18 protein-coding genes are annotated in these 18,546 nt (G+C 70.9%); 9 read left to right on the top strand and 9 right to left on the bottom strand.

Annotation, left to right across the window (positions count from 1 at the left end):
- Window positions 1–5 precede the first annotated feature (5 nt).
- Entirely contained in the window at window positions 6–1,613 is a 1,608-nt protein-coding gene (locus FOH10_RS15905) for a nitrilase-related carbon-nitrogen hydrolase (RefSeq protein WP_143981306.1), read from the bottom strand.
- A 339-nt stretch (window positions 1,614–1,952) separates the two neighbouring features.
- Here FOH10_RS15905 and FOH10_RS15900 point away from each other — a divergent pair, with 339 nt between their 5' ends.
- Genes FOH10_RS15900 through FOH10_RS15885 form a run of 4 tightly spaced genes read left to right on the top strand, consistent with a single transcriptional unit; the run spans window position 1,953 to window position 4,733 of the window.
- On the top strand, window positions 1,953–3,248 hold the full coding sequence (locus FOH10_RS15900) for a hypothetical protein (RefSeq protein ID WP_143981305.1): 1,296 nt from the start codon (window positions 1,953–1,955) through the stop codon (window positions 3,246–3,248).
- A complete protein-coding gene (locus FOH10_RS15895; protein ID WP_143981304.1) occupies window positions 3,245–3,820 on the top strand; it encodes a neocarzinostatin apoprotein domain-containing protein in 576 nt (191 codons plus the stop codon). The genes FOH10_RS15900 and FOH10_RS15895 overlap by 4 nt, the downstream gene beginning before the upstream one ends.
- A 20-nt stretch (window positions 3,821–3,840) precedes the next feature.
- A complete protein-coding gene (locus FOH10_RS15890) occupies window positions 3,841–4,425 on the top strand; it encodes a hypothetical protein (RefSeq protein WP_143981303.1) in 585 nt (194 codons plus the stop codon).
- Window positions 4,422–4,733 (top strand): Dabb family protein, encoded by a 312-nt coding sequence (locus FOH10_RS15885; RefSeq protein WP_051037368.1) that lies wholly within the window; start codon window positions 4,422–4,424, stop codon window positions 4,731–4,733. The genes FOH10_RS15890 and FOH10_RS15885 overlap by 4 nt, the downstream gene beginning before the upstream one ends.
- Here the strand turns inward: FOH10_RS15885 and FOH10_RS15880 are convergent.
- Window positions 4,724–5,395: a TetR/AcrR family transcriptional regulator gene (locus tag FOH10_RS15880; protein WP_143981302.1), complete on the bottom strand. Its 672-nt coding sequence runs from the start codon at window positions 5,393–5,395 to the stop codon at window positions 4,724–4,726. The genes FOH10_RS15885 and FOH10_RS15880 overlap by 10 nt on opposite strands.
- A 292-nt stretch (window positions 5,396–5,687) precedes the next feature.
- On the opposite strand from FOH10_RS15880, the gene FOH10_RS15875 reads away from it, so the two are divergent.
- The 3 genes from FOH10_RS15875 (at window position 5,688) to FOH10_RS15865 (ending at window position 8,149) form a co-directional block, all read left to right on the top strand.
- Window positions 5,688–6,290, top strand: a complete 603-nt coding sequence (locus FOH10_RS15875; protein ID WP_186000859.1) for a TetR/AcrR family transcriptional regulator — start codon at window positions 5,688–5,690, stop codon at window positions 6,288–6,290.
- 263 nt (window positions 6,291–6,553) lie between these two features.
- Window positions 6,554–7,315, top strand: a complete 762-nt coding sequence (locus FOH10_RS15870; RefSeq protein ID WP_143981300.1) for an SDR family NAD(P)-dependent oxidoreductase — start codon at window positions 6,554–6,556, stop codon at window positions 7,313–7,315.
- 9 nt (window positions 7,316–7,324) lie between these two features.
- Window positions 7,325–8,149: a ThuA domain-containing protein gene (locus tag FOH10_RS15865; protein WP_143981299.1), complete on the top strand. Its 825-nt coding sequence runs from the start codon at window positions 7,325–7,327 to the stop codon at window positions 8,147–8,149.
- Here the strand turns inward: FOH10_RS15865 and FOH10_RS15860 are convergent.
- From FOH10_RS15860 to FOH10_RS15840, 5 genes are all read right to left on the bottom strand, one after another.
- Window positions 8,125–9,552: an aldehyde dehydrogenase family protein gene (locus FOH10_RS15860; protein ID WP_143981298.1), complete on the bottom strand. Its 1,428-nt coding sequence runs from the start codon at window positions 9,550–9,552 to the stop codon at window positions 8,125–8,127. The two genes, FOH10_RS15865 and FOH10_RS15860, sit on opposite strands and share 25 nt — an antisense overlap.
- Before the next feature lie 343 nt (window positions 9,553–9,895).
- A complete protein-coding gene (locus FOH10_RS15855; RefSeq protein ID WP_143981297.1) occupies window positions 9,896–11,038 on the bottom strand; it encodes an FAD-dependent oxidoreductase in 1,143 nt (380 codons plus the stop codon).
- Complete coding sequence (locus FOH10_RS15850) at window positions 11,035–12,423, bottom strand: aldehyde dehydrogenase family protein (RefSeq protein WP_143981296.1); 1,389 nt, start codon at window positions 12,421–12,423, stop codon at window positions 11,035–11,037. Before FOH10_RS15850 ends, FOH10_RS15855 begins: the two co-directional genes overlap by 4 nt.
- Window positions 12,420–13,706, bottom strand: a complete 1,287-nt coding sequence (locus tag FOH10_RS15845; protein WP_244962013.1) for an acyl-CoA dehydrogenase family protein — start codon at window positions 13,704–13,706, stop codon at window positions 12,420–12,422. The genes FOH10_RS15850 and FOH10_RS15845 overlap by 4 nt, the downstream gene beginning before the upstream one ends.
- Window positions 13,703–14,188, bottom strand: a complete 486-nt coding sequence (locus FOH10_RS15840; protein ID WP_143981295.1) for a flavin reductase family protein — start codon at window positions 14,186–14,188, stop codon at window positions 13,703–13,705. The genes FOH10_RS15845 and FOH10_RS15840 overlap by 4 nt, the downstream gene beginning before the upstream one ends.
- Before the next feature lie 150 nt (window positions 14,189–14,338).
- Between FOH10_RS15840 and FOH10_RS15835 the strand changes: the two genes are divergently transcribed.
- A complete protein-coding gene (locus FOH10_RS15835) occupies window positions 14,339–15,124 on the top strand; it encodes an IclR family transcriptional regulator (RefSeq protein WP_143981294.1) in 786 nt (261 codons plus the stop codon).
- A 38-nt stretch (window positions 15,125–15,162) separates the two neighbouring features.
- Here the strand turns inward: FOH10_RS15835 and FOH10_RS15830 are convergent, their stop codons facing one another.
- The gene (locus tag FOH10_RS15830; protein ID WP_143981293.1) at window positions 15,163–15,870 is read right to left on the bottom strand and encodes a hypothetical protein; all 708 of its coding nucleotides are present in this window, start codon (window positions 15,868–15,870) and stop codon (window positions 15,163–15,165) included.
- A 149-nt stretch (window positions 15,871–16,019) separates the two neighbouring features.
- Here FOH10_RS15830 and FOH10_RS15825 point away from each other — a divergent pair, with 149 nt between their 5' ends.
- Window positions 16,020–17,342 (top strand): cryptochrome/photolyase family protein, encoded by a 1,323-nt coding sequence (locus tag FOH10_RS15825; RefSeq protein WP_143981292.1) that lies wholly within the window; start codon window positions 16,020–16,022, stop codon window positions 17,340–17,342.
- 72 nt (window positions 17,343–17,414) lie between these two features.
- Here FOH10_RS15825 and FOH10_RS15820 read toward each other — a convergent pair whose 3' ends face one another.
- On the bottom strand, window positions 17,415–18,425 hold the full coding sequence (locus FOH10_RS15820; protein WP_143981291.1) for an SDR family NAD(P)-dependent oxidoreductase: 1,011 nt from the start codon (window positions 18,423–18,425) through the stop codon (window positions 17,415–17,417).
- Window positions 18,426–18,546: the final 121 nt, after the last annotated feature.

Below are 18,546 nucleotides of genomic sequence, written 5' to 3'. Positions count from 1 at the left end.
TTTCGTCAGGGCACGGGTAGGGAATCGAAGGGTTGACGCGGGCGATCGGCCACCAGGTCGGTGCCCCGGGATACGAGGCGGTTGGCGGCCTGGGCCGGTCGGATGCGGGCGCGAACGCTGGTGGCCCCGGCCGGAACCGGGGTGATGTCGGGATGGCTGATCACCCCCGCGAACGGGCCCTCCCAGACCGTCCAGAGGGTGAAATCGGGGCTGAGCGCGTAGATCCCGCCGGTGAGCGCACCGCTGTCGTCGAGTCCGGCGGCCACCACATTGAGCCGATTCTCGGCCGCGCGTTCGGGCAGTCCGAGGCGCGCCTCCCACGGTTCGGCGGGGGTGTGGCACACCGCGACCACATCGGCGTCCTGGACGGCCGCCAGCCGGAAGGTCTCGGGAAACAGCGCGTCGTCGCCGACCACCAGAGCCAGTCGGCCCCAGGGCAGTTCGATCACGGTGAGGGCGGAGCCGGGCGCGGTCAGCCAGGGGTGGCGCGCGGTCGCATGCAGCTGCGGCTGGCGCGCCACCACCCCGTCGGCGTTCACCAGCAGACCGTGGTGAGCGACGCCCTCGCGGACGGTGGTGACCGCGTGCGCGGTGGTGTCGCGCAGGGCGTCCACGAGTGCGGGGACCGGCAGGGCGGCCAGTTCCGGCAGCACGATCAGCTGGGCGTCGGCGGTGGCCAGCGCCCGCACGGTGTCGTGATCGGGCCGGGCGACCGCCGCGGTCACCGCCGCCGCGCCGGTCGGGGCCTGTCGGGCGGCGGGTGCGGTGAGCAGCGGCCGGTAGAGGTCGGGCCGCCGGGCGGCGAGCACATCGGTGCCGTCCGGCCGTCGTTTGTCGTCGGCGCGGGCGATCTCGATATCGGCGACGATCACGGCCTCCCCGCGCGGCGGAGCCTTGGCCACGCAGGTGCCGTCGGGGGCCACGATCTGGGACTCCCCGGCCCCGTCGAGTCGATCCGGCGGTACGCCGAGCCGGGCGGCGATCTCGGGCAGCCGGTCCACCGGCAGCAGCGGGCCGACCTTGTTGGCGGCGATCACCCACACCTTGTTCTCGGCGGCGCGCACCGGAATATGCAGTGCCGCCTCGTCGACGGCGAAGGAGTTGAGGCTGTTGAGCAGTACCCGCGCGCCGCGCACCGCCAGCGACCGGGTGACCTCGTTGACGACGCCCTCCATGCAGGCGTACATGCCGAGGCAGCCGAGCGCGGTCTCGATGACCGGCGAATCCTCCCGGCCCACCTCGAGATAGTCGTTCTCGGCACCCATGAGGATCTGCTTGTCGGCGCGGCCGAGCAGCTCGCCCGCGGGGCCGAAGAGCAGCGAGGCTCCGGTGGTCCGGCCGTCGGGGTGCGCCAGCGTGACGCCGATCTTGACGAATATGCCGTGGCGGGCGGCGCGGTCGGCGGTGGTGGTGAGAAAGGAATCTCCGAGCCGGCACGCCATTCGGTACGCATGGGCGCGGTCGTCGTACCAGGATAGGTGGTTACAGAACTCGGGGAGGACCACCAGTTCCGCGCCCGTATCGGCGGCGGCGTCGATCATGCGGACGCAGGTGGCGAGGTTGTCCGCGACATCGGTTCCGACCGCGAACTGCGCGGCCGCGACTCGGGTCATAGGGTGAGGCCCTTCCACTCCGGATCGCGTTTCCTTCATCGAAACGCTGTTTCCATAGGTCTGATTCTGTACCCGGTGTTCGGATCTGTCCAGCCGCGTTCGCGGATTTCATGCCGTGGTAATCGGCGGTGCCGCGATCGGCTGTTTCCCTTGCGGCCGGGTTCGTTTCGCCTTGACACCCGGTGGAGCTGCGGGTTCAATATGGCAATTCCGAAACTGCGTTTCCTTCAGAGAAACGCTCGCAGGAGGTAAGGATGACGACCTGCGAATCGCACCGATCCCCGTTTCCGTCCGCCGCGCCCGGCAGCGCTGGTCCGCGACGCAGGTCGGAGGGGTGATATGCGTTCCGATCGACTCGGGCTCGCCGCCCTGGTGCTCGCCGGTGCCTGGGCGGGTCCGGTGGCGGGCGGGCAGCTGGTGCTGCTGAGCAAACCGTTCGGCGGGGTGGTCGGCGTGCCCGGCGCGGCGGTCGGCTATATCGCGATCACCGCGCTGGTCACCGGTTCGGTGGCGGCGGCGGTGGCGGTGTGGCGGCGGCTGTCGCCGTCCTGGGCGGCGGGGGTGGGGATCGTGGCCGGGCTGGCGTTCATCGTCGCCGGGATGGTCACCGGGCCCGTACCTTTCGTCGCGGCGATGCTGGTCGCGAGCGCGGCCTGCGGCCCGCTCATCGCGATCGGACGCGTCGTGGTCTGGCGACAGCCGCGCGCCCTGGCCGGATGGCAGGTGGCGATGACCGTGGGTGTGGCGGTCGCGGCGGGCACGAGTGCCATCTGGATCGAGACACCCGGCACCGCGCTGATCGTCGCTGGCATCGCCGTCGGACTGCACAGTGTGCTCGCGCTGGGAGTGACACATGCTGCGGAAGAACCGATTCCGATCAGTGCCGATGCCGATGCCGGTGCCGATGCCGGAGCCGGGGCCAGGGCCGGTGCCGATGCCGATGCCGATGCCAGGGCCGATGCCGATGCCGATGCCAGGGCCGATGCCGGTGCCGATGCCAGGGCCGGTGGTGATGGTTCCGACGCCGGAGTCGGTTCCGGTGCGGGTGTCGGAGCGGGCGCGGGGGCGTCCGTCTCGATCCGGTCGCTCCTGTTCGGGTATGCCACTGCGGGATTCGTGCTGGGCGGCACCGTACTGCCCGCACTGCATCTGCTGCTCTTCCGCTGGGAAGCCTTCGGGGCCGACCAGGTGGGGTTGCTGCTGCTGGCCGCGGTGCCCGCGGGTGTCGCGGTGGCACTGCCCGGCCCGCAGGTCGGCGCCGTACCGGTGCTGCTGATCCTCGCCGCGGGCGGTCCGGTCCTGGTGGCCACCGCGCCGGGCACCGCCGGTGCGGCGGTCGGCATCGCGGTCACGCTGGCCGCGGCCACGCGGGCGGCCCGCGGTCTGGACCGCACGGCCGCGACCGTGCCGGGACACCCGTGGCTCCCGATCCTCACCCTGCTCGCCGTCCTGGCGGCCGGGGTGCTGGGGCTGGGTGCGGTGACACTGCTCGACGCGCGCTTCGGCACGGGTACCGCGCTCACCGCGCTCGCCCTGCCCGTCCTGATCGCCGCCGCGCTGTACGCGCGCTCGGCGCGTCCTCGACCGGCGCGAACCAGCGCCGCCCACCCGGTGCTCGAAGGAGGGCTGTCATGATCCGCCCGGCCGCGGTCTGTTCCATCACGCTGGCGGCGCTGGCCGTCACCGCACCCGCGTACGCGGCACCGGAAGACCCGCCCGCGCTGTCGGTGAGCGCGAGTTCGGGTCTCACCGAGGGGCAGCGGATCACGGTGGACGGCAGCGGCTTCCGGCCCGGCCTGGCCGCCGTCGCCGTGGGGCTGTGCACGCAGGGCTTCGCCAACGGGCTGCGGGACTGCGACCTGGAAGGCGGGGCCACCTTCGTCAATATCGCCGCCGACGGCACCATCCCGACCGTAACCCTCACCGCGCGAGCACGTTTCGGCGATATCGACTGCACGCAGCGGCAGTGCGTGATCGCCGCCGCGCCGCTGCCCGGTACCGAACCGCAATCGGTGATCGACGCGAACTCCGCGCAGATTCCGGTCGATTTCGCCGGTTCCCGGCCACCTGTCACCCCCACGACCACCACGTCGGCCACCCGGGTCGACTCCGAGACCGCCGGTCCGTCGATGGCGCTGTGGTCGATCACCGCCGCCCTGTTGTCCGCCGTAGCTCTCGCCGCGCTCGCCGAGCGTCGGCGCTTGTGACCATCCCCCGAGGAGGAAATATGAAGTCCACCGTCCTGCGCACCGCCGTACCGGCGACCGCCGCCACCCTGGCACTGCTCGTCGGCAGTCCGGCCGCATCCGCCGCGCCGACGCTGGAGGTGAGCGAGAGTTCCGGAGTCGCACCCGGACAGATGATCACGGTGAATCTGGCGGGCCTGCCGCCGAATCTGCCCACGGTGGCCGTGGGCCAGTGCAAACCACAGATCACGCTGCCGACCGACTGCCAGCTCAGTGGCTCGCTCATGGGCCGCGCCGACGAACAGGGCGTCTGGCAGCCGACCGGCGGCCGCGAGTTGGCGCTGGTGGAGGCGGTCGGCGGCACCGACTGCACCGCCGCCCCCGGAGCCTGCACCGTCGCGGTCACCAGTCTGACCGACCCGTCCAAGATCCTGGCATCCGTCCCGCTCACCTTCGGCACGCCGGAGACCACACCACCGCCCGCACCGATGGCCGACGCCGACACGACCGAAGCGGCCGAGGAGGACAGCGATACCGGCATGATCGTCGCCATCGTGGCCGGTGGCGTAATACTCGCGGCCTTGGCCGCCGGACTGCTGGTGATGCGTCGCCGCGGCAGCCGATGACCGCCGACGCGATCAGCACCGACGGGGCGCTCACCCACGTGGTGCTCATGAAGTTCGCCGATCGCGCCGACAGCGAGCGCGCGGCGGAGCTGCTACGCGGCCTGGCGGGCGAGGTGCCGCACGTGCGGTCGCTGACGGTCGAGCTGGACGAGCTCGGCACCGACGTCTCCTACGACCTGTGCCTGGTGACCACCCACGACTCCGGCGCGGAACTCTTGGCCTACCAGGGGCATCCGGCGCACCGCGAGGTGGCGGCCTGGCTGGTGCCGCGCCTGGCGGCGCGGGCGGTGGTGGACTATCACTCCTGAGCGGGGGCGGCGGGTCCTGGCTCACGCCCCTTCACCATGCGGTGGCACACCTCGATGAGCGCGGTCCGCAGGTCCTCGTCGGGTATTCCCGCCAGGGGGCCGTCGTCGAGGCGAAGGGGATGCACGGCGATGGTGGTCATGATCATGGTGCGGATGCGCAGCGCCCGCAGCGCGCGGACCGCCGCGGCGGCGCGCGGAGTGGCGGGTACCGGATCGGCCCCGAAGTAGTCGTGGGCGCGCCGTTCGTGGCGGGCCGCGTACTCCGCTGCCAGCGTGCGTGATCCGGGCGTCGCACCGCCGTGCGACTGACCGGAGAGCAGGCGGAAGGCGTCGGGGTCGCGGACAGTCCAGTCCCAGACGGCGGTGACGATCCGGTCCAGGGTGCGCTCGTCGGCCGGTGCGTCCCGCGGCCATGCCGCCTCGGCTGCGGCGGAACTGGCGTCCATGGCCTGGCGGAGGGCGGCGTCGAACAGCTCCTCCTTACCGGAGAAGTGGTAGTAGACCGCCGCCGACCCCATCCCGGCCTCGTCGGCGATGTCCTGAATCGCGGTGTCGGCGAAGCCTTTACGTGCGAATACCCGGACCGCTGCCGCGACGACGAGGTGGCGGCGTGACGGCCGATGCGCGGGCGGGCGGACATCCTCGAGGGGGCGATCGGTCATCCTCGCTGCTCCGGTTCACTGTGCGCCGACGGTGGGTGCGCTCAGGATGGCACAAGCGCCGCTACGGCGAGGCACAGCGTTTCGCGCGACGAGGGCACAGCGTTTCGCGCAGCGACGCCAGACCGTTTGTGTGGTGATGGCCGAGTGCTCGTAGCAATCGCAGAGCACCGGTTCGGCGCGTTCGCCGAGCACTGTTGTGCGATGGCAGAGCCACTGGTTCGGCGCGATGGCACTGTGCTCGTATGGCGATGGCGCGGTGCTCGCATGGTGTCGCGCCTGTCATCATCGTGCGATGGCAGATCGACCCGGCGCGCGTCGCGCCCCCCACCGTCCGTCCCGACAGGACGCGGTTCTGGATGCCGCGGTGGCGCTGTGCGCGGCACGGCCGATCGAGCAGGTGACCGTGGCCGAGATCGCCACCGCGGCGGGTATGACCCCGGCCGCGGTGTACTACCACTATCGGTCCAAGGACGAGGTGCTGTTGGCCGCCGTGCGTCGGTTCGCGCGGGCGCTGACGAGCCGACTGTGCGACGAGTTCGAGCGGAGCCCGGACGTGCCGATCGGCGATGTCCTGGACGCGATGCTGCACTGGTGCTCGCACCGACGCGATGCCGCGCTGGTGTACTTCGTTCGCTCGCCCGGCTGGAATTCGGCCGTCGAAGCGTTGCGCGGCGCGCACCGGGCCGAGGTCGTGGTCGTCCTCGAAGCCGAATTGGCCCGGCGGCACGGGAAGTCGTCACCGGCGCGCTGCGGCGTGGCGGCGACCGCGCTGTCGAGCCTGCTCGAGGTGGCGGCCGTCGCGTGGCTCACCGAGGACGCCGTGCTGGCCAATCTGGGCCGCCGGCGCTTCGGCGCGGAGGTGCGTGCGATCGCGGAGGATATCGGCGCGCTGTGATCCGCGCGGTGCCGCGCCGACTGGTTCGGGCGTGCGCATCGGAAATCCGCTGTGTGGGTGTCGAGTCCTGCTGTGCCCGTCGCGCGGTCAGTGTGCCCCCGGCGACTGTTGCTGTGCCCGGGAGACTTTCGTCCGCGAATTCGGCGAAGTTTCTATAGATGGTCTCTAGTTTGTGTTTCACTGAAATCGGCAGCGTGCCGAGAGCCGCTCCCACACAGCGCATTCCGGCGTGACAGCATCCGCCGACCGGAAGGAACACTCCCATGGACCTGGATCTCAAAGGCAAGCGCGCCCTCATCACGGGCGCGAGCCGCGGCATCGGCCTCACCACCGCACGGTCCCTGCTCGCCGAAGGTGCGGCGGTGGGCGTCTGCGCCCGCGACGCGGACGCGCTCGCCGCCGCGGCGGCGCAACTGGGGGAGCAGGGCACGGTATTCCACCGGGCCGCGGACGTCTCGGACCCGGACGCCATCACCGAGCTGGTCGAGGCCGTCGCGGGCGCGCTGGGCGGTCTGGACATCGTGGTGGTCAATGCCTCCGCCTCGGTGGGAGAGGGACCCGAGGCGTGGGAGAACAACTTCCGCACCGATCTGATGAGCCTGGTGCGCCTGCTGGAGGCGGCCGCACCGCATCTGGAGCGCAGCGACGCGGCGGCCGTGGTCGCCATCGCCAGCACCTCCGCACTGGAGGCCGGGGTGCTGCCGACCGCCAACAGTTTCGGCGCGCTCAAGGCCGCCATGATCCAGCACGTCGGTGCGCAGGCACGGGCGTTGGGGCCCAAGGGCATTCGGGTCAATGCCGTCTCACCCGGGCCGGTGTACTTCGACGGTGGGGCGTGGGATCACATCAAGAATCAGCTGCCCGCGCTCTACGACGGCGCGGTGGCCGCCACCGCCCTGGGGCGGCTGGCCGGCCCCGAGGACGTGGCCCGCACGGTCACCTTCCTCGCCTCCCCGGCGGCACGGCACATCACCGGGGTCAACCTGGTGGTGGATGGCGGCTTCACCAATCGATTCGATTTCTGAGGCGGCGTGATGTCCGGACCCACCGGCTGGATCGAGGCGGTGCTGGTGTGCGGTGGACGCTGGCACGACTTCGACTACGCCCGGCTGCGGTTGCTGCGCGAACTCGGCGTCTACGAACTGGTCCGCACCCGGGTATTCGAGGACTACGACTGCCGCGACGCCCTGGATACCGCCGACCTGCTCGTCACCTACACCTGCGCCACCGTGCCCACCGAGCAGCAGCGGAAACGGTTGGCGGACTTCGTCTCCCGGGGTGGGCGCTGGCTGGCGCTGCACGGCACCAATGCCGCCATCGAACCCCTGGGGCCGGAGGCCGACGCCCTGTTCGCCACGCCCCGCGACTTCGGTGAGCTCGCGGAGGTCCTCGGCAGCCAGTTCCTCGGCCATCCGGATATCGCGCCCTACCGGGTGGTGCCGACCGAACCCGAGCATCCGCTGCTGCGGGGGATCGGGGAGTTCGAGGTGACCGACGAGCTGTACATCAGCGAACTGCATCCGCCGCTGCGCGTGCTCGCCCACACCCGATTCGTCGGCGACTGCCCGGGTTTCGCGGAGGGGCACACCCGCACCGACGAGATCCGCCCGGTGCTGTATTTGAAGGATCACGGGGCCGGTGTGGTCTGCTATCTCACCCTCGGCCACTGCCGTGGCCGCTACGATCTGCGCGACCTCGGCATCGCGGATCTGGGGCGCACCGACCGGGGCAGCTGGGAGTCCGCGGCGTTCCGGACCATTCTGCGCCGCTGCGTGCACTGGGCGGTGACCGGTCGGATGAACGCGGACGTGGACGGCCGCCGCGAGCTGGACGGCTACCGCGACGCCGCGTCCGGATAGGCGCGCGCGGGCATGCCCGCGCCGCCCGGCCGGAACGCGGCCGGGGCGTGGATCACGGTGCTCTGCACGTACTCTCGCAGGCCCTCCTCGGCGTACTCACGACCGAAGCCGCTGCGTTTGACACCGCCGAACGGCGCGCGCAGCGACATGCCGGTGCGGTTGTGGGTGTTGACGAAGGTGAAGCCCGCCTCGAGCCGGGCGGCCACCGCGAGGGCGCGGTCCTCGTCGGCCGACCAGACCGAGGCGGCGAGACCGAAGTCGGAGTCGTTGGCCCGGGCCAGCGCCTCGTCCTCGGTCTCGTAGGTGAGCACGGGAACCAGCGGGCCGAACTGTTCCTCCCGCACCAGGGCGGCGTCGTCGGGGAGGTCGAGGGCCAGCGTGGGTGCGACGTAGTACCCGTCGGCGGTGTCCGTCGGCAGATCCGCGAGCGGGATGAGCCAGCCGCCGCGATTCCAGGCGTCGGCGATGAAGTGGTTCATGCGCTCGACGGCGGCGCGATCGACCACCGGACCCATGGTCACCCGTTCGTCCAGCGGATCACCCACGATCAGGACGCGGCGCGCCGCGGCGAGATAGGACTCGACGAACTCGTCGAGGCGGCGCCGCGGCACATACAGGCGCTTGGCCGCCATGCACACCTGCCCGGAGGTGGCGAAGGAGGCGAGCACCAGACGCTCGTAATCGGCCGGGGTGAGCGCGAAATCGTCGAGCAGCACCGCCGGATCGTTGCCGCCGAGCTCCAACACCACCGGGGTGAGCGCCGTACCGGCCGCCGCGGCGATGTGGCGGCCCGCCTCGGCCCCGCCGGTGAAGGCCACCTTGCCGACACTCGGATGCGCGATGAGCGCGCGCACGGTCTCCGGGCCACCGTGGATCACGTGGGTGGCGGGCAGCAACGCCGCGAGCTTCGTCACCGCGAGAGGTGCGAGCGGAGACGGCTTGAGCACCACCGCGTTTCCGGCGGCGAGCGCGGGACCGAGTTTGAGCGCGGCGAGAATGACGGGTGCGTTCCACGGGGTGATCGCGGCGACCACCCCGAAGGGAGCGGGTGTGCATTCGATTCGGCCGTGCTCGTCGTCGATGACCGAACCGTCGAGCACACGCGGTGCGTTCGCGCATACCCACCGCAGATAGGTTGCCGCGAAACCGATCTCGCCCCGGCAATCGGCCACCGGTTTCCCTGTCTCCCTGGCGAGCAGCACACTCAGCCGCGCGGTCGCGGCCGCGACCGCGTCGGCGGCGGTGCCCAGCACCGTCAGGCGGCGTTCCAACGGCAGCGCCGACCACCCCAGGAAATCCCGATGCGCCTCGCGGACCACCGGATCCACCCCCTCGGCCGGTGTGACCGGTACCGTTCCGACGATCTCGCTCGGCCGGGCCGGATTCTCCCGCGAGATTCTCATCGGTGCGCTCCGTCCGGCTTCGCGCCGCCGCGAGGCGCATACGCGCCCGACACCGCAGCGCCGTGCGCTCGGTCGCCAACGTGACCCATGCGGGCGGCCCCGGTTGTCGCCGTGGTCGCGGGTGGGGGGAACCCGCCGCGAACGCCGACCCGGCGCGAGTGGCCGCGTCGGCGGACGATGCCGCCCTCCGGAGTGGGCAGACCCGTACCCCGCCGCGCGAAACCGTCACGGCCGCAGCGTGTTCGGACCAGACTGCCGGCGGTATGCGGGGATCGAGGAACGACGGCGGTGGTGGGTGCGTGTACCGCGGTATATGCCGCGGTCGGCATGGTCGTGCGGCGAATCACCGTGGTGCCTCCAAGGAGTCGAGCAGGCAGGCGCGGCGCAGGTGGGCGCGGGCGGCGATGGGATCGGCCGCCAGTTCACGCAGGTGCGCGCGGTAGGTCTCGTCCTCGCCGCGCAGTCGCCGCCAGTTGTCGTGGCTGGTGCGCTGTACGTGCTCGACGGCGACCGTGCGCCGCCGGGCGGCCACCGTGTCCAGTTCCGCTTCGGTGCCGCCGTCGAGCACATCGGCGAGTGCGGTGGCGAGTTGGACGGCGTCGTGGATGCCGCTGTTCATACCCATGCCACCGAGCGGATTGTTCACATGCGCCGCGTCGCCCATGAGCAGCACCCGGCCGCTGCGGAACGACGGGGCGACGCGCTGGTGCACCCGGTACAGCGAGGTGTGCCGGATGCGCCACGGGCGGCCCAGATCCGCGACGGCCGCCAAACGCTGTGGCAGTCGGGACCATTCGAGGTCGTCGTCGGTACCGGCGGGGGTGGGCAGCAGCACCCGCCAGTGCTCGGGGGTGCGCAGCAGCACCAGCCATTCGTCCGGGTCGAAGACGTAGTTGATCGGTGCGAGATCGGGCAGCGCCGTCGCGAGATCCTCGTCGACCGACGCGACCAGGAACCGTTCCGGATAGGTGCTGCCGTCGAAACCGGCCCCGATACCGTGGCGGACCGCCGAATGCGCGCCGTCCGCGCCGATCACCCAGTCGGCGCGCACCGGCCCGCGCGAGGTGTGCAGTACGGCCCCGTCGTCGCCGGCGTACAGTCCGCGCACCTCATGGCCGAAGCGCACGTCGGCGTGCGCGGGCAGCGCACCGCGCAGGATGGGCGTGAGTTTGCTCTGCTCGCACTGCACCCGGAACGGGTAGTCGGTGTCGTCGGCGAGCACCCCCAGGTCGAGGGTGGCGATCGGGCCGCCCCCACGCTCCCGATACTGGAAGGTGGCCGCGATGATGCCCTGGGCCAACAGTGGTTTCAGCACCCCCAGATCCGCGAGCATCGCCAGGGTGGGCGGATGGAAGGTAGAGGCACGGGATTCGGCGGCCAGGCCGTCACCCTGTTCGAGCACGGTGACCGCGACGCCACGGCGGGCGAGGGTGAGCGCGGCGGTCAAGCCGACCGGGCCCGCCCCCACCACCACGACGGCGGTCACGACGTGTGGAGGGCGAAGCGGCCCTCGACGCCGACCACCCGGGCTCCGGTGAAGAAGCGCAGGGTTTCGGTGGTGCCCTCCTCGCCCAGCCCGGACAGCCCCCACGCCGGGCGCGGCGTCATGAGGTGCAGGCTCATGATCGACGAGCCGTTGACCTTGACCTCACCGGCGCGTATCCGGTGCGCCACGCTGACGGCCAGATCCTCGTCGCTGCCGCACACATAGCCCTCCAACCCGTAGGGGACGGCATTGGCCAGCCGCACCGCTTCCTCGACGGAGTCGTAGGTGACGGTTCCGGCGACCGGCCCGAACACCTCGTCGGTGAGATCGTCGGCGAGCAGCGTGGGCTCCAGATAGTTGCCGCCGCCGGGCAGCGTGCCGTAGGCGTGGAACCGGCGTCCGGTCAGCGCCGCCCGCACCCGGTGGGCATGGCGGGAGTGGATCAGCGGACCGAATTCCGTCTCCGGATCCAGTGGTGGCCCGATGCGCAAGGCCGCCAAGCGTTTTCCGGTGGCGTCCAGGATCTCGGCGGCGCGGTCGGCAGGCAGGATCAACCGGCCCAGCGCCCGGCACCACTGACCGTTGAGGGTGGTGAGCAGTTCGGCCGCCATGCGGGCGGCGGTGTCGAGATCGGCGTCGGGCAGCACCACGAGGGGATTGTTGCCGCCCAGCTCGAGCTGGCACGGTCGCAGCAGGGGAGCCGACACGGTGGCGATGGAGCGGCCCCCGGGCAGCCCGCCGGTGAAGGAGACGGCCTTGACACGCGGGTCCGCGACCAGCTGCGCACCGGTCGCCGGCCCGCCCTGCACCAGCTGGAACATTCCGGCGGGCACACGGTCGGCGATCACCTCGGCCAGCGAAATCGTGCTGTAGGGCGCGAATTCACTGACCTTCAGAATGACCGGGCACCCCGCCGCCAGGGCGTTGGCCACCTTGTGCGCGGCCATCGGGGCGGGTGCGTTCCACGGCACCAGGCACAGTGCCGGACCCAGCGGCAGCCGCCGCACCCGCACCCCCGCCACGTCGGCTCGGAGTGCGCCCGACCGAAGCTGTTCGGCGGCAAGGCGAAACGCGCCCGATACGATCGCGCCGAGGGGTTCGGTCTGCCGGATCGGCACGCCGGTGGCGCGCGCGTCGAGTTCGGTGATGCGGGGCAGCAGCGGCTCCAGGCCGTCGGCGACGGCGTCGAGCAGGTCCGGGGTGATGGCTCCGGACGCGTTGTCCGCCACCGTGAGTGCGCGATCGACACGCTCGGGGGCGGTGGCGACGGCCCGGGCCACCGGGGCTCCGGTCACCGGATCCTCCAGTGCCAGACCGAGATCCACGCTCGGCGTGCCCCACTCGCCGTCGATCAGATCGAGGATCTCGGGCAGCGCCGCGCTCATCGCGCGGCCTCCGGCGCGGTGGTGAACAGCTCATTGGCCTCGGCGTCGGTGACGATGCGCGCCACCTCGAGCATGCCCCGCTCGGCCGGGAACGTCATGACCAGTCCCATGGCGAGATCGCGCAGCGCGCGCCCGGCCGGACCGCCCATGGACGCCGCCGAGGTGCCGCCCGCCTTGAGTGCGCCGAGGGCCACCTGGAAGCAGGCTTCGGTGACCGCGCCTTTGCCGAGCCGCCACTGGGTGAACACCTCCGACTTCGGTGTGATCGGCGGCTCCGCGGTCTCGATGCTCAGCTGATAGCGCAGCCACAGGTAGGCGGTGCGCAACTGGCGGGTCATCTCGCCGATCAGCACCTGGTGCACGGGTGAGGAGGCGATGGGCTCCCCGGTGTCGGCGAAGGTCTTGCGCGTGGTCGCGGTCAGGGTCTCGTCGTAGGCGCGTTGCGCGCAGCCGGTGTACACCGCCGCGATGGCGAGCTGATTGCCGACGAAACTGCCTCTGCTCATGGTGAGCATCTTGGTGAACGCGCCCGGAACCGCAAGGGCCTCGTCCTCCGGGATGAACACCTCGTCGAGTCGGATGCCGTTGTTGGCGGTGGCCCGCATACCGAGTCCGTCCCAGGGAGCGCGCACGCTCACCCCGGGTGCGTCGCGCGGTACGAAGAAGGTCGCCAACCCCTCGGCGGTCTCGTAGCCCTCCAGCTTGGCCGAGGTCAGGTAGTAGTCGGCCACCCCGGTCGCGCAGCCGAAGGACTTCTCGCCCTGGAGGATCCAACCGCCCTCCACCTTGCGCGCGGTGGTGGCGATGGTGATGTTGGCCTTGGCGGTCTTCACCGACTCGGAGGCGAAGTTGGCCAGCCACACGCCGTCGGCCATGCGGGTCAGCACCTTCTCGGCGAAGGCGCGCACCACCGGGATCTCCTCGGCGGCGAAGAGTCCGGCGTCGATCGCCTCCAGCGGCAGCAGGCCGCGCGAGGCGCTGGTGTTGTGGAAGAAGTACGCCAGCGCCGTGGACGGGCAGGCCGTGCCCATGGCGAAGGTGGCGGCGGCCAGATCGCGCAGGGTGCCGCCGAGGCCGCCGAACTTCTCCGGCACCACCAGGCCGAGCAGTCCGGCATCGCGCAGCAGGCCGATGTGCGAGGCCGGGAAGGTGGCGGTGCGATCGGCCTCCTCGGCGGCGGCCCGCAGGGCGGGCAGCACGGCGTCGACGCGTTCGGCGCGCTGCCGTTCCGCATCGGTCATATTTTCGACGAGCCGTTGGCCGGTCGGTCGTTCGGCGGTCATCGGGCAATCCCCTCGTGGTAGGTGCGGTCGTGGTAGATCAGCGGGGGTGCGGGCCGGGGCCGGGCCGCGTCCTGGACCAGGCCGAGGACGATGGTGTGGTCCCCGGCCGGATGGCAGGCGGCGACCGCGCAGTCGAGCCAGGCCACCGCGTCGGTGAGGATCGCCGCTCCGCTGGGTGCGGTATCCCAGTCGCCGAGTGCGAAGCGGGCGGTGGGATCGCCGCTCGCGGTGGCGAAGCGCCGCCCTATCTCCTCGTGGTCGTGGCCGAGCACATTGATCGCGAACACCCCGCTGCGGCGGATGAGTCGGCAGGTGGTGCTGGCCGTGGTCAGACTGATGGAGACCAGTGGCGGATCCAGGGCCACACTGGTGAAGGAACTGGCCGTCATGCCGTGCCGCCCGCCGTCGTCGCGGATGGTCGTCACCACGACGACGCCGGTGGCCCACTGTGCCAGTACCGCACGGAGATTCGTCGAACTCACAGGGTTTCCGTTTCGATAGTGGAAACGTTGTTACGCACAAGGTAACGCCCTGGATGAGTGGGGTGCAAGCGGTGCGGCGAAAATGGCCAGTACTCGCGGGATTCGGCGGGGCGTTTCCCAATGGGAAATGGTGTGCCCTAGGCTGTAGACGTGTCGGACACCGAGGCCGAGAATCAAAGTCGTTCCATCGCCGCCGTCGAGCGCGCCATGGATGTATTGCTACTGTTCGGCCGGACCGGACGACCCGATCTGGGGGTCACCGAGATCGCCAACGAACTGGGGCTGACCAAGGCGGCGGTGCACCGCATCCTGACGGCGCTGCGCAATCGCGAACTGATCACCCTGGAGCCCACCACCCGCCGCTACGCGCTCGGTCACGCCGCCATCGCGCTGGGGCGTGCCTATCTCGCGCGCACCGACCTGCGGGTCATGGCGGCACCGGAACTGCGCCGGCTGGCCTCGCAGACCGGGGAGACCGCCACCCTGTCCATTCGGCGCGGTGACACCCGCATGTACGTGGATCAGGTGGTGCCGGATCAGGAACTGCGGATGGAGGTCGCCCTCGGCGTGCCGTATCCGCTGCACGCGGGCAGCTCCTCCAAGGCCATCCTGGCCTTCCTGCGCAAGGAGGAGATCGACGAATACCTGGACCGCCACGAATTGACCCCTTTCACCGACGCCACCATCACCACCCCGCGCAAGCTGCGCACCGAATTGGCCGAGGTGCGCAAGCGCGGATACGCGATCTCGTTGGGGGAACGGCAGATCGGCGCGGCCTCGGTCGCGGCCCCGGTGCTCGACCACGACGGCGGTGTGGTGGCCGCGATCAGTGTGTGCGGGCCGCTGTCGCGCTTCGAGCCGCGGCTGAAGGAATACGTGCCGATGTTGCAGAAGGCGGCGGGCGCGGTGTCGGCGCAACTGGGGTACGCGGGCTGACGACGTCGGGGTGGGTTGTTCGGGATGACCGCGCCGCCTCACAGATCCGCGCCGGGCTTGAGCACGCCCAGCGCGGCCGCCGCGAGCACGCTGCCCCAGATCGTCCATACATAGGGCAGGCAGCCGTCCACGCTGCGTCGCAGCGTGCGCTCCACCGGCTCGCTGGAGCCTGAGGACATCAGGGTCGCGAAGGCGGGGCCGAAGGGGCGCAACGTCATTCGGATGCCCAGTCCCGCCGCGATGGCGAGGCCGTAGAGCAGGATCTTGCCGCCCAGCCAGCGCGGATCGGTGGTGACGCCGAACGGCTCGGCGGCCACCAGCGCGTAGCCACCCGACGCCAGCGCCCCTGCGATGACAGCCACCCTGATGGCCAGATCGGCGCGATGGATGCCCGCGATGCGTCCGTGCGTGCGATGCGCGATGACGGCCAGTGCCAACCACACCGCGGCGAACAGCCAGACCGCCACCACGAACCACCAGGGGAAGAAGTCGATTCCGAACAGCGACGCCCCGTGCGGTTCGAGGGCCATCAAGGTGACGCCGCTGGGCAGGAACAGCACCAGGCAGATTTTCGGGCCCAGATCGAGTCCGCTCATGATGGCCAGTGTGGAGGACCGGGCGGCCGGGGTGAGCCGCGGATCGATCACGAATCTGCTGGAGTAGTACACGCCCAGATCGCCGCCCAGCCAGAACACGAACAGCACCAGGTGCAGCAGGATCCACCAGCCGTTCGGATGCGCTCCCATACATTGCCTCTGTTCTCTTGTGCGAAACGCAGTTTCGTACTCGGATACCGCCGATAGTGTCACATCGAAACGGTGTTTCCACAAACAAGGCGTTGTGCTACCGTCCGGTTTGAATCGGTTGTGCATCGATTCAGGCGTATGCTGGTGGTATGGCTGCCTCCATCGCATTGTTCACCCGCGACCTGCGCATGCGTGACAATCCGGCGCTCGCCGCCGCCTGTCGCGAGGGGACGGAGGTGGTGCCCCTCTTCGTCGTCGACGAGGCCATCCTGTCGAGAACGGCCGCGCCCAACCGGTTGCGATTCCTACGGGCCGCACTCACCGAACTGGATACCGAACTGCGGTCCCGGGGCGGTCGGCTGATCGTGCGGCACGGCCGCGTGGTCGACGAGGTCGAACGGGTGGCGGCCGAGGTCGGCGCGCGCACCGTGCATATCGCCGAGGATGTGAGCCGCTACAGCCGCGACCGCGAGAACGCGCTGTGGGAGCGACTCTCGGCCGGTGGCCGCCGGTTGCGCACGCACGCGGCGTCGATCACCGCGGTGGATCCCGCCGAGGTGAAACCCGATACCGGTCGCGGCCACTACGCGGTGTTCACGCCCTACTTCCGCCGCTGGCTGGAAACGCCCATGCGGGCACCGCTGCCCGCCCCCGACACATTGACCGTGCCCGATATCGCCAGCGATCCGATACCCGATCCGGCCGACCTGTGTGAGCAGCCGGGTTCGCCGGAACTGCGGGTGGGCGGTGAGATCACCGGCCGTGAGTTGCTGGCGCACTGGTTGTCCGGACCGGTCGAGCGGTACGCGGACAGCAAGGATCTGCTGGCCGTCGAGGGCACCTCGGGTCTGTCGCCCTATCTGCACTTCGGCTGTCTCTCGGCCGCGGAGGTGGTGTACCGCACCGATGCCTCGACCCCGGGCGGCCACGCCTTCGTGCGACAGGTGGCCTGGCGGGACTTCCATCACCAGGTGCTGGCCGACCGGACCGAGGTCGCGCACGTGGACTACCGGTCCGAGAGCCGGACCTGGGTCGACGACCGCACGGGTCTCGCGGCATGGCGGGCCGGACGCACCGGCTACCCGGTCGTGGACGCGGCCATGCGCCAGTTGCTCGCCCAGGGGTGGATGCCGGGGCGTGCCCGCCTGATCGTGGCCAGTTTCCTGAGCAAGACGCTGCGCGTGGACTGGCGGGCGGGCGCCGCGCACTTCGAGCGCTGGCTGGTCGACGCCGACCTCGCCAACAACCGGCTGAACTGGCAGTGGGCCGCCGGAACCGGTACCGACACCCGGTCCAGCCGGGTGCTCAACCCGCTGTTGCAGTCCGAACGCTACGACCCCGACGGCGACTACGTGCGTCGCTGGCTGCCCGAGCTCGCGGACCTGCCGGGCGGCGAGGTGCACCGGCCGTGGCGCGCCGGTGTGCCCGCATCGGTGTATCCGGCCCCCATCGTCGAATTCCGCGGCATGTGAGCGACTCTCGTCCGCCGACCGCCGACCGCCAACCGACTGCCAACCCACCGGCGTCGGTCGGGCTGGCCGTTCTCAGTCGACAGGTCGGTCTCGGTTGACAGGCTGGTGTCGGTCGGCGGGGCGGCTGTCCGGATCGATCCCGGCCGCCGCCGCGCAGTATCGCCACACGCGTTCCCGGTCGCCCGGTAGTTCCCGGGTGCGGCGCAGGTAGTGCGTGGGCCGGGAGCGCCGGTCGTGCCAGAACAGGCCGGACGGCACATCGGCGGTCGCCAGCCATACGGCGGTGTCGGCACCCTCCGCGGCGGTGCGCAGTAGTGGGCGCAGTGCGCGCCGGAAGCCGGGCAGGGCAGCGGTGATGCCCGGGGTGTCCACCCAGCCCGGATGCATGGCATGCACCGAGATACCCTGCGCGGCATAGCGTTCGGCGAGGATCGGAGTCAGTGCGACCTGTACTCGCTTGCTGCGCGCGTACGCCGCCGCGCCCCGGTAGCGGCCGGTGCGGTACTCGATATCCACCACCGGCAGCGGCTGCGTGTACATCCCGCCCGAGGACATGAGGATCACCTGGGCCGAGTCCGACCGGGCGAGAGCGGGGGCGAGCAGTTCGGTCATCAGCAGCGGGCCGAGCACGTGGGTCGCCAGGGACAGTTCGCGGCCATCGGGGCTCTCGGTCCGGCTCGACGGCAGTACCCCCGCATTGTGCACCACGATATCGAGGGGTTCCGCGGCGGCGGCGCGGGCCTCGGCGTAGGCGCGCACGCGCAGCAGATTCGACACGTCGCACTCGTCGACGCGCGGCGCGCTGCCGGGAACCGTGGCGGCGATCGCGGCGGCCGCCCGGCGGCCGCGCTCGACATCGCGCACCAGCAGCGTCACCCGTGCCCCGAGCCGGGCCAGACCGGTGGCGGTGGCCTGGCCGATTCCGGAGTTCGCACCGGTGACCAGTGCGGTCCTGCCGCGTAACGCGTCCGCCGGGATCGGCTGCCACGACCGGCGTCGCAGCCGCAGCCCGAGGCGGGTGTAGCCGAGTACGACGGTGCGGTCGAGTAGGTCGTCGAGCCGATCGGCGGGCCGTGCGGGCATAGCGGAGGCGCCTTCCTGCTAGCGATGCGATTTCCGATGATGCATCGTTTTTGCATCGTTTCTACGATACGCTGTCGGCACCAGCACGTCGACCGAGTCCAGCGACTCGTGCGGAGGAGTG

This window comes from Nocardia otitidiscaviarum, assembly GCF_007362295.1.
Taxonomy (GTDB): Bacteria; Actinomycetota; Actinomycetes; order Mycobacteriales; family Mycobacteriaceae; genus Nocardia; species Nocardia otitidiscaviarum.
This window is presented reverse-complemented; position numbering and strand designations above follow the sequence as displayed.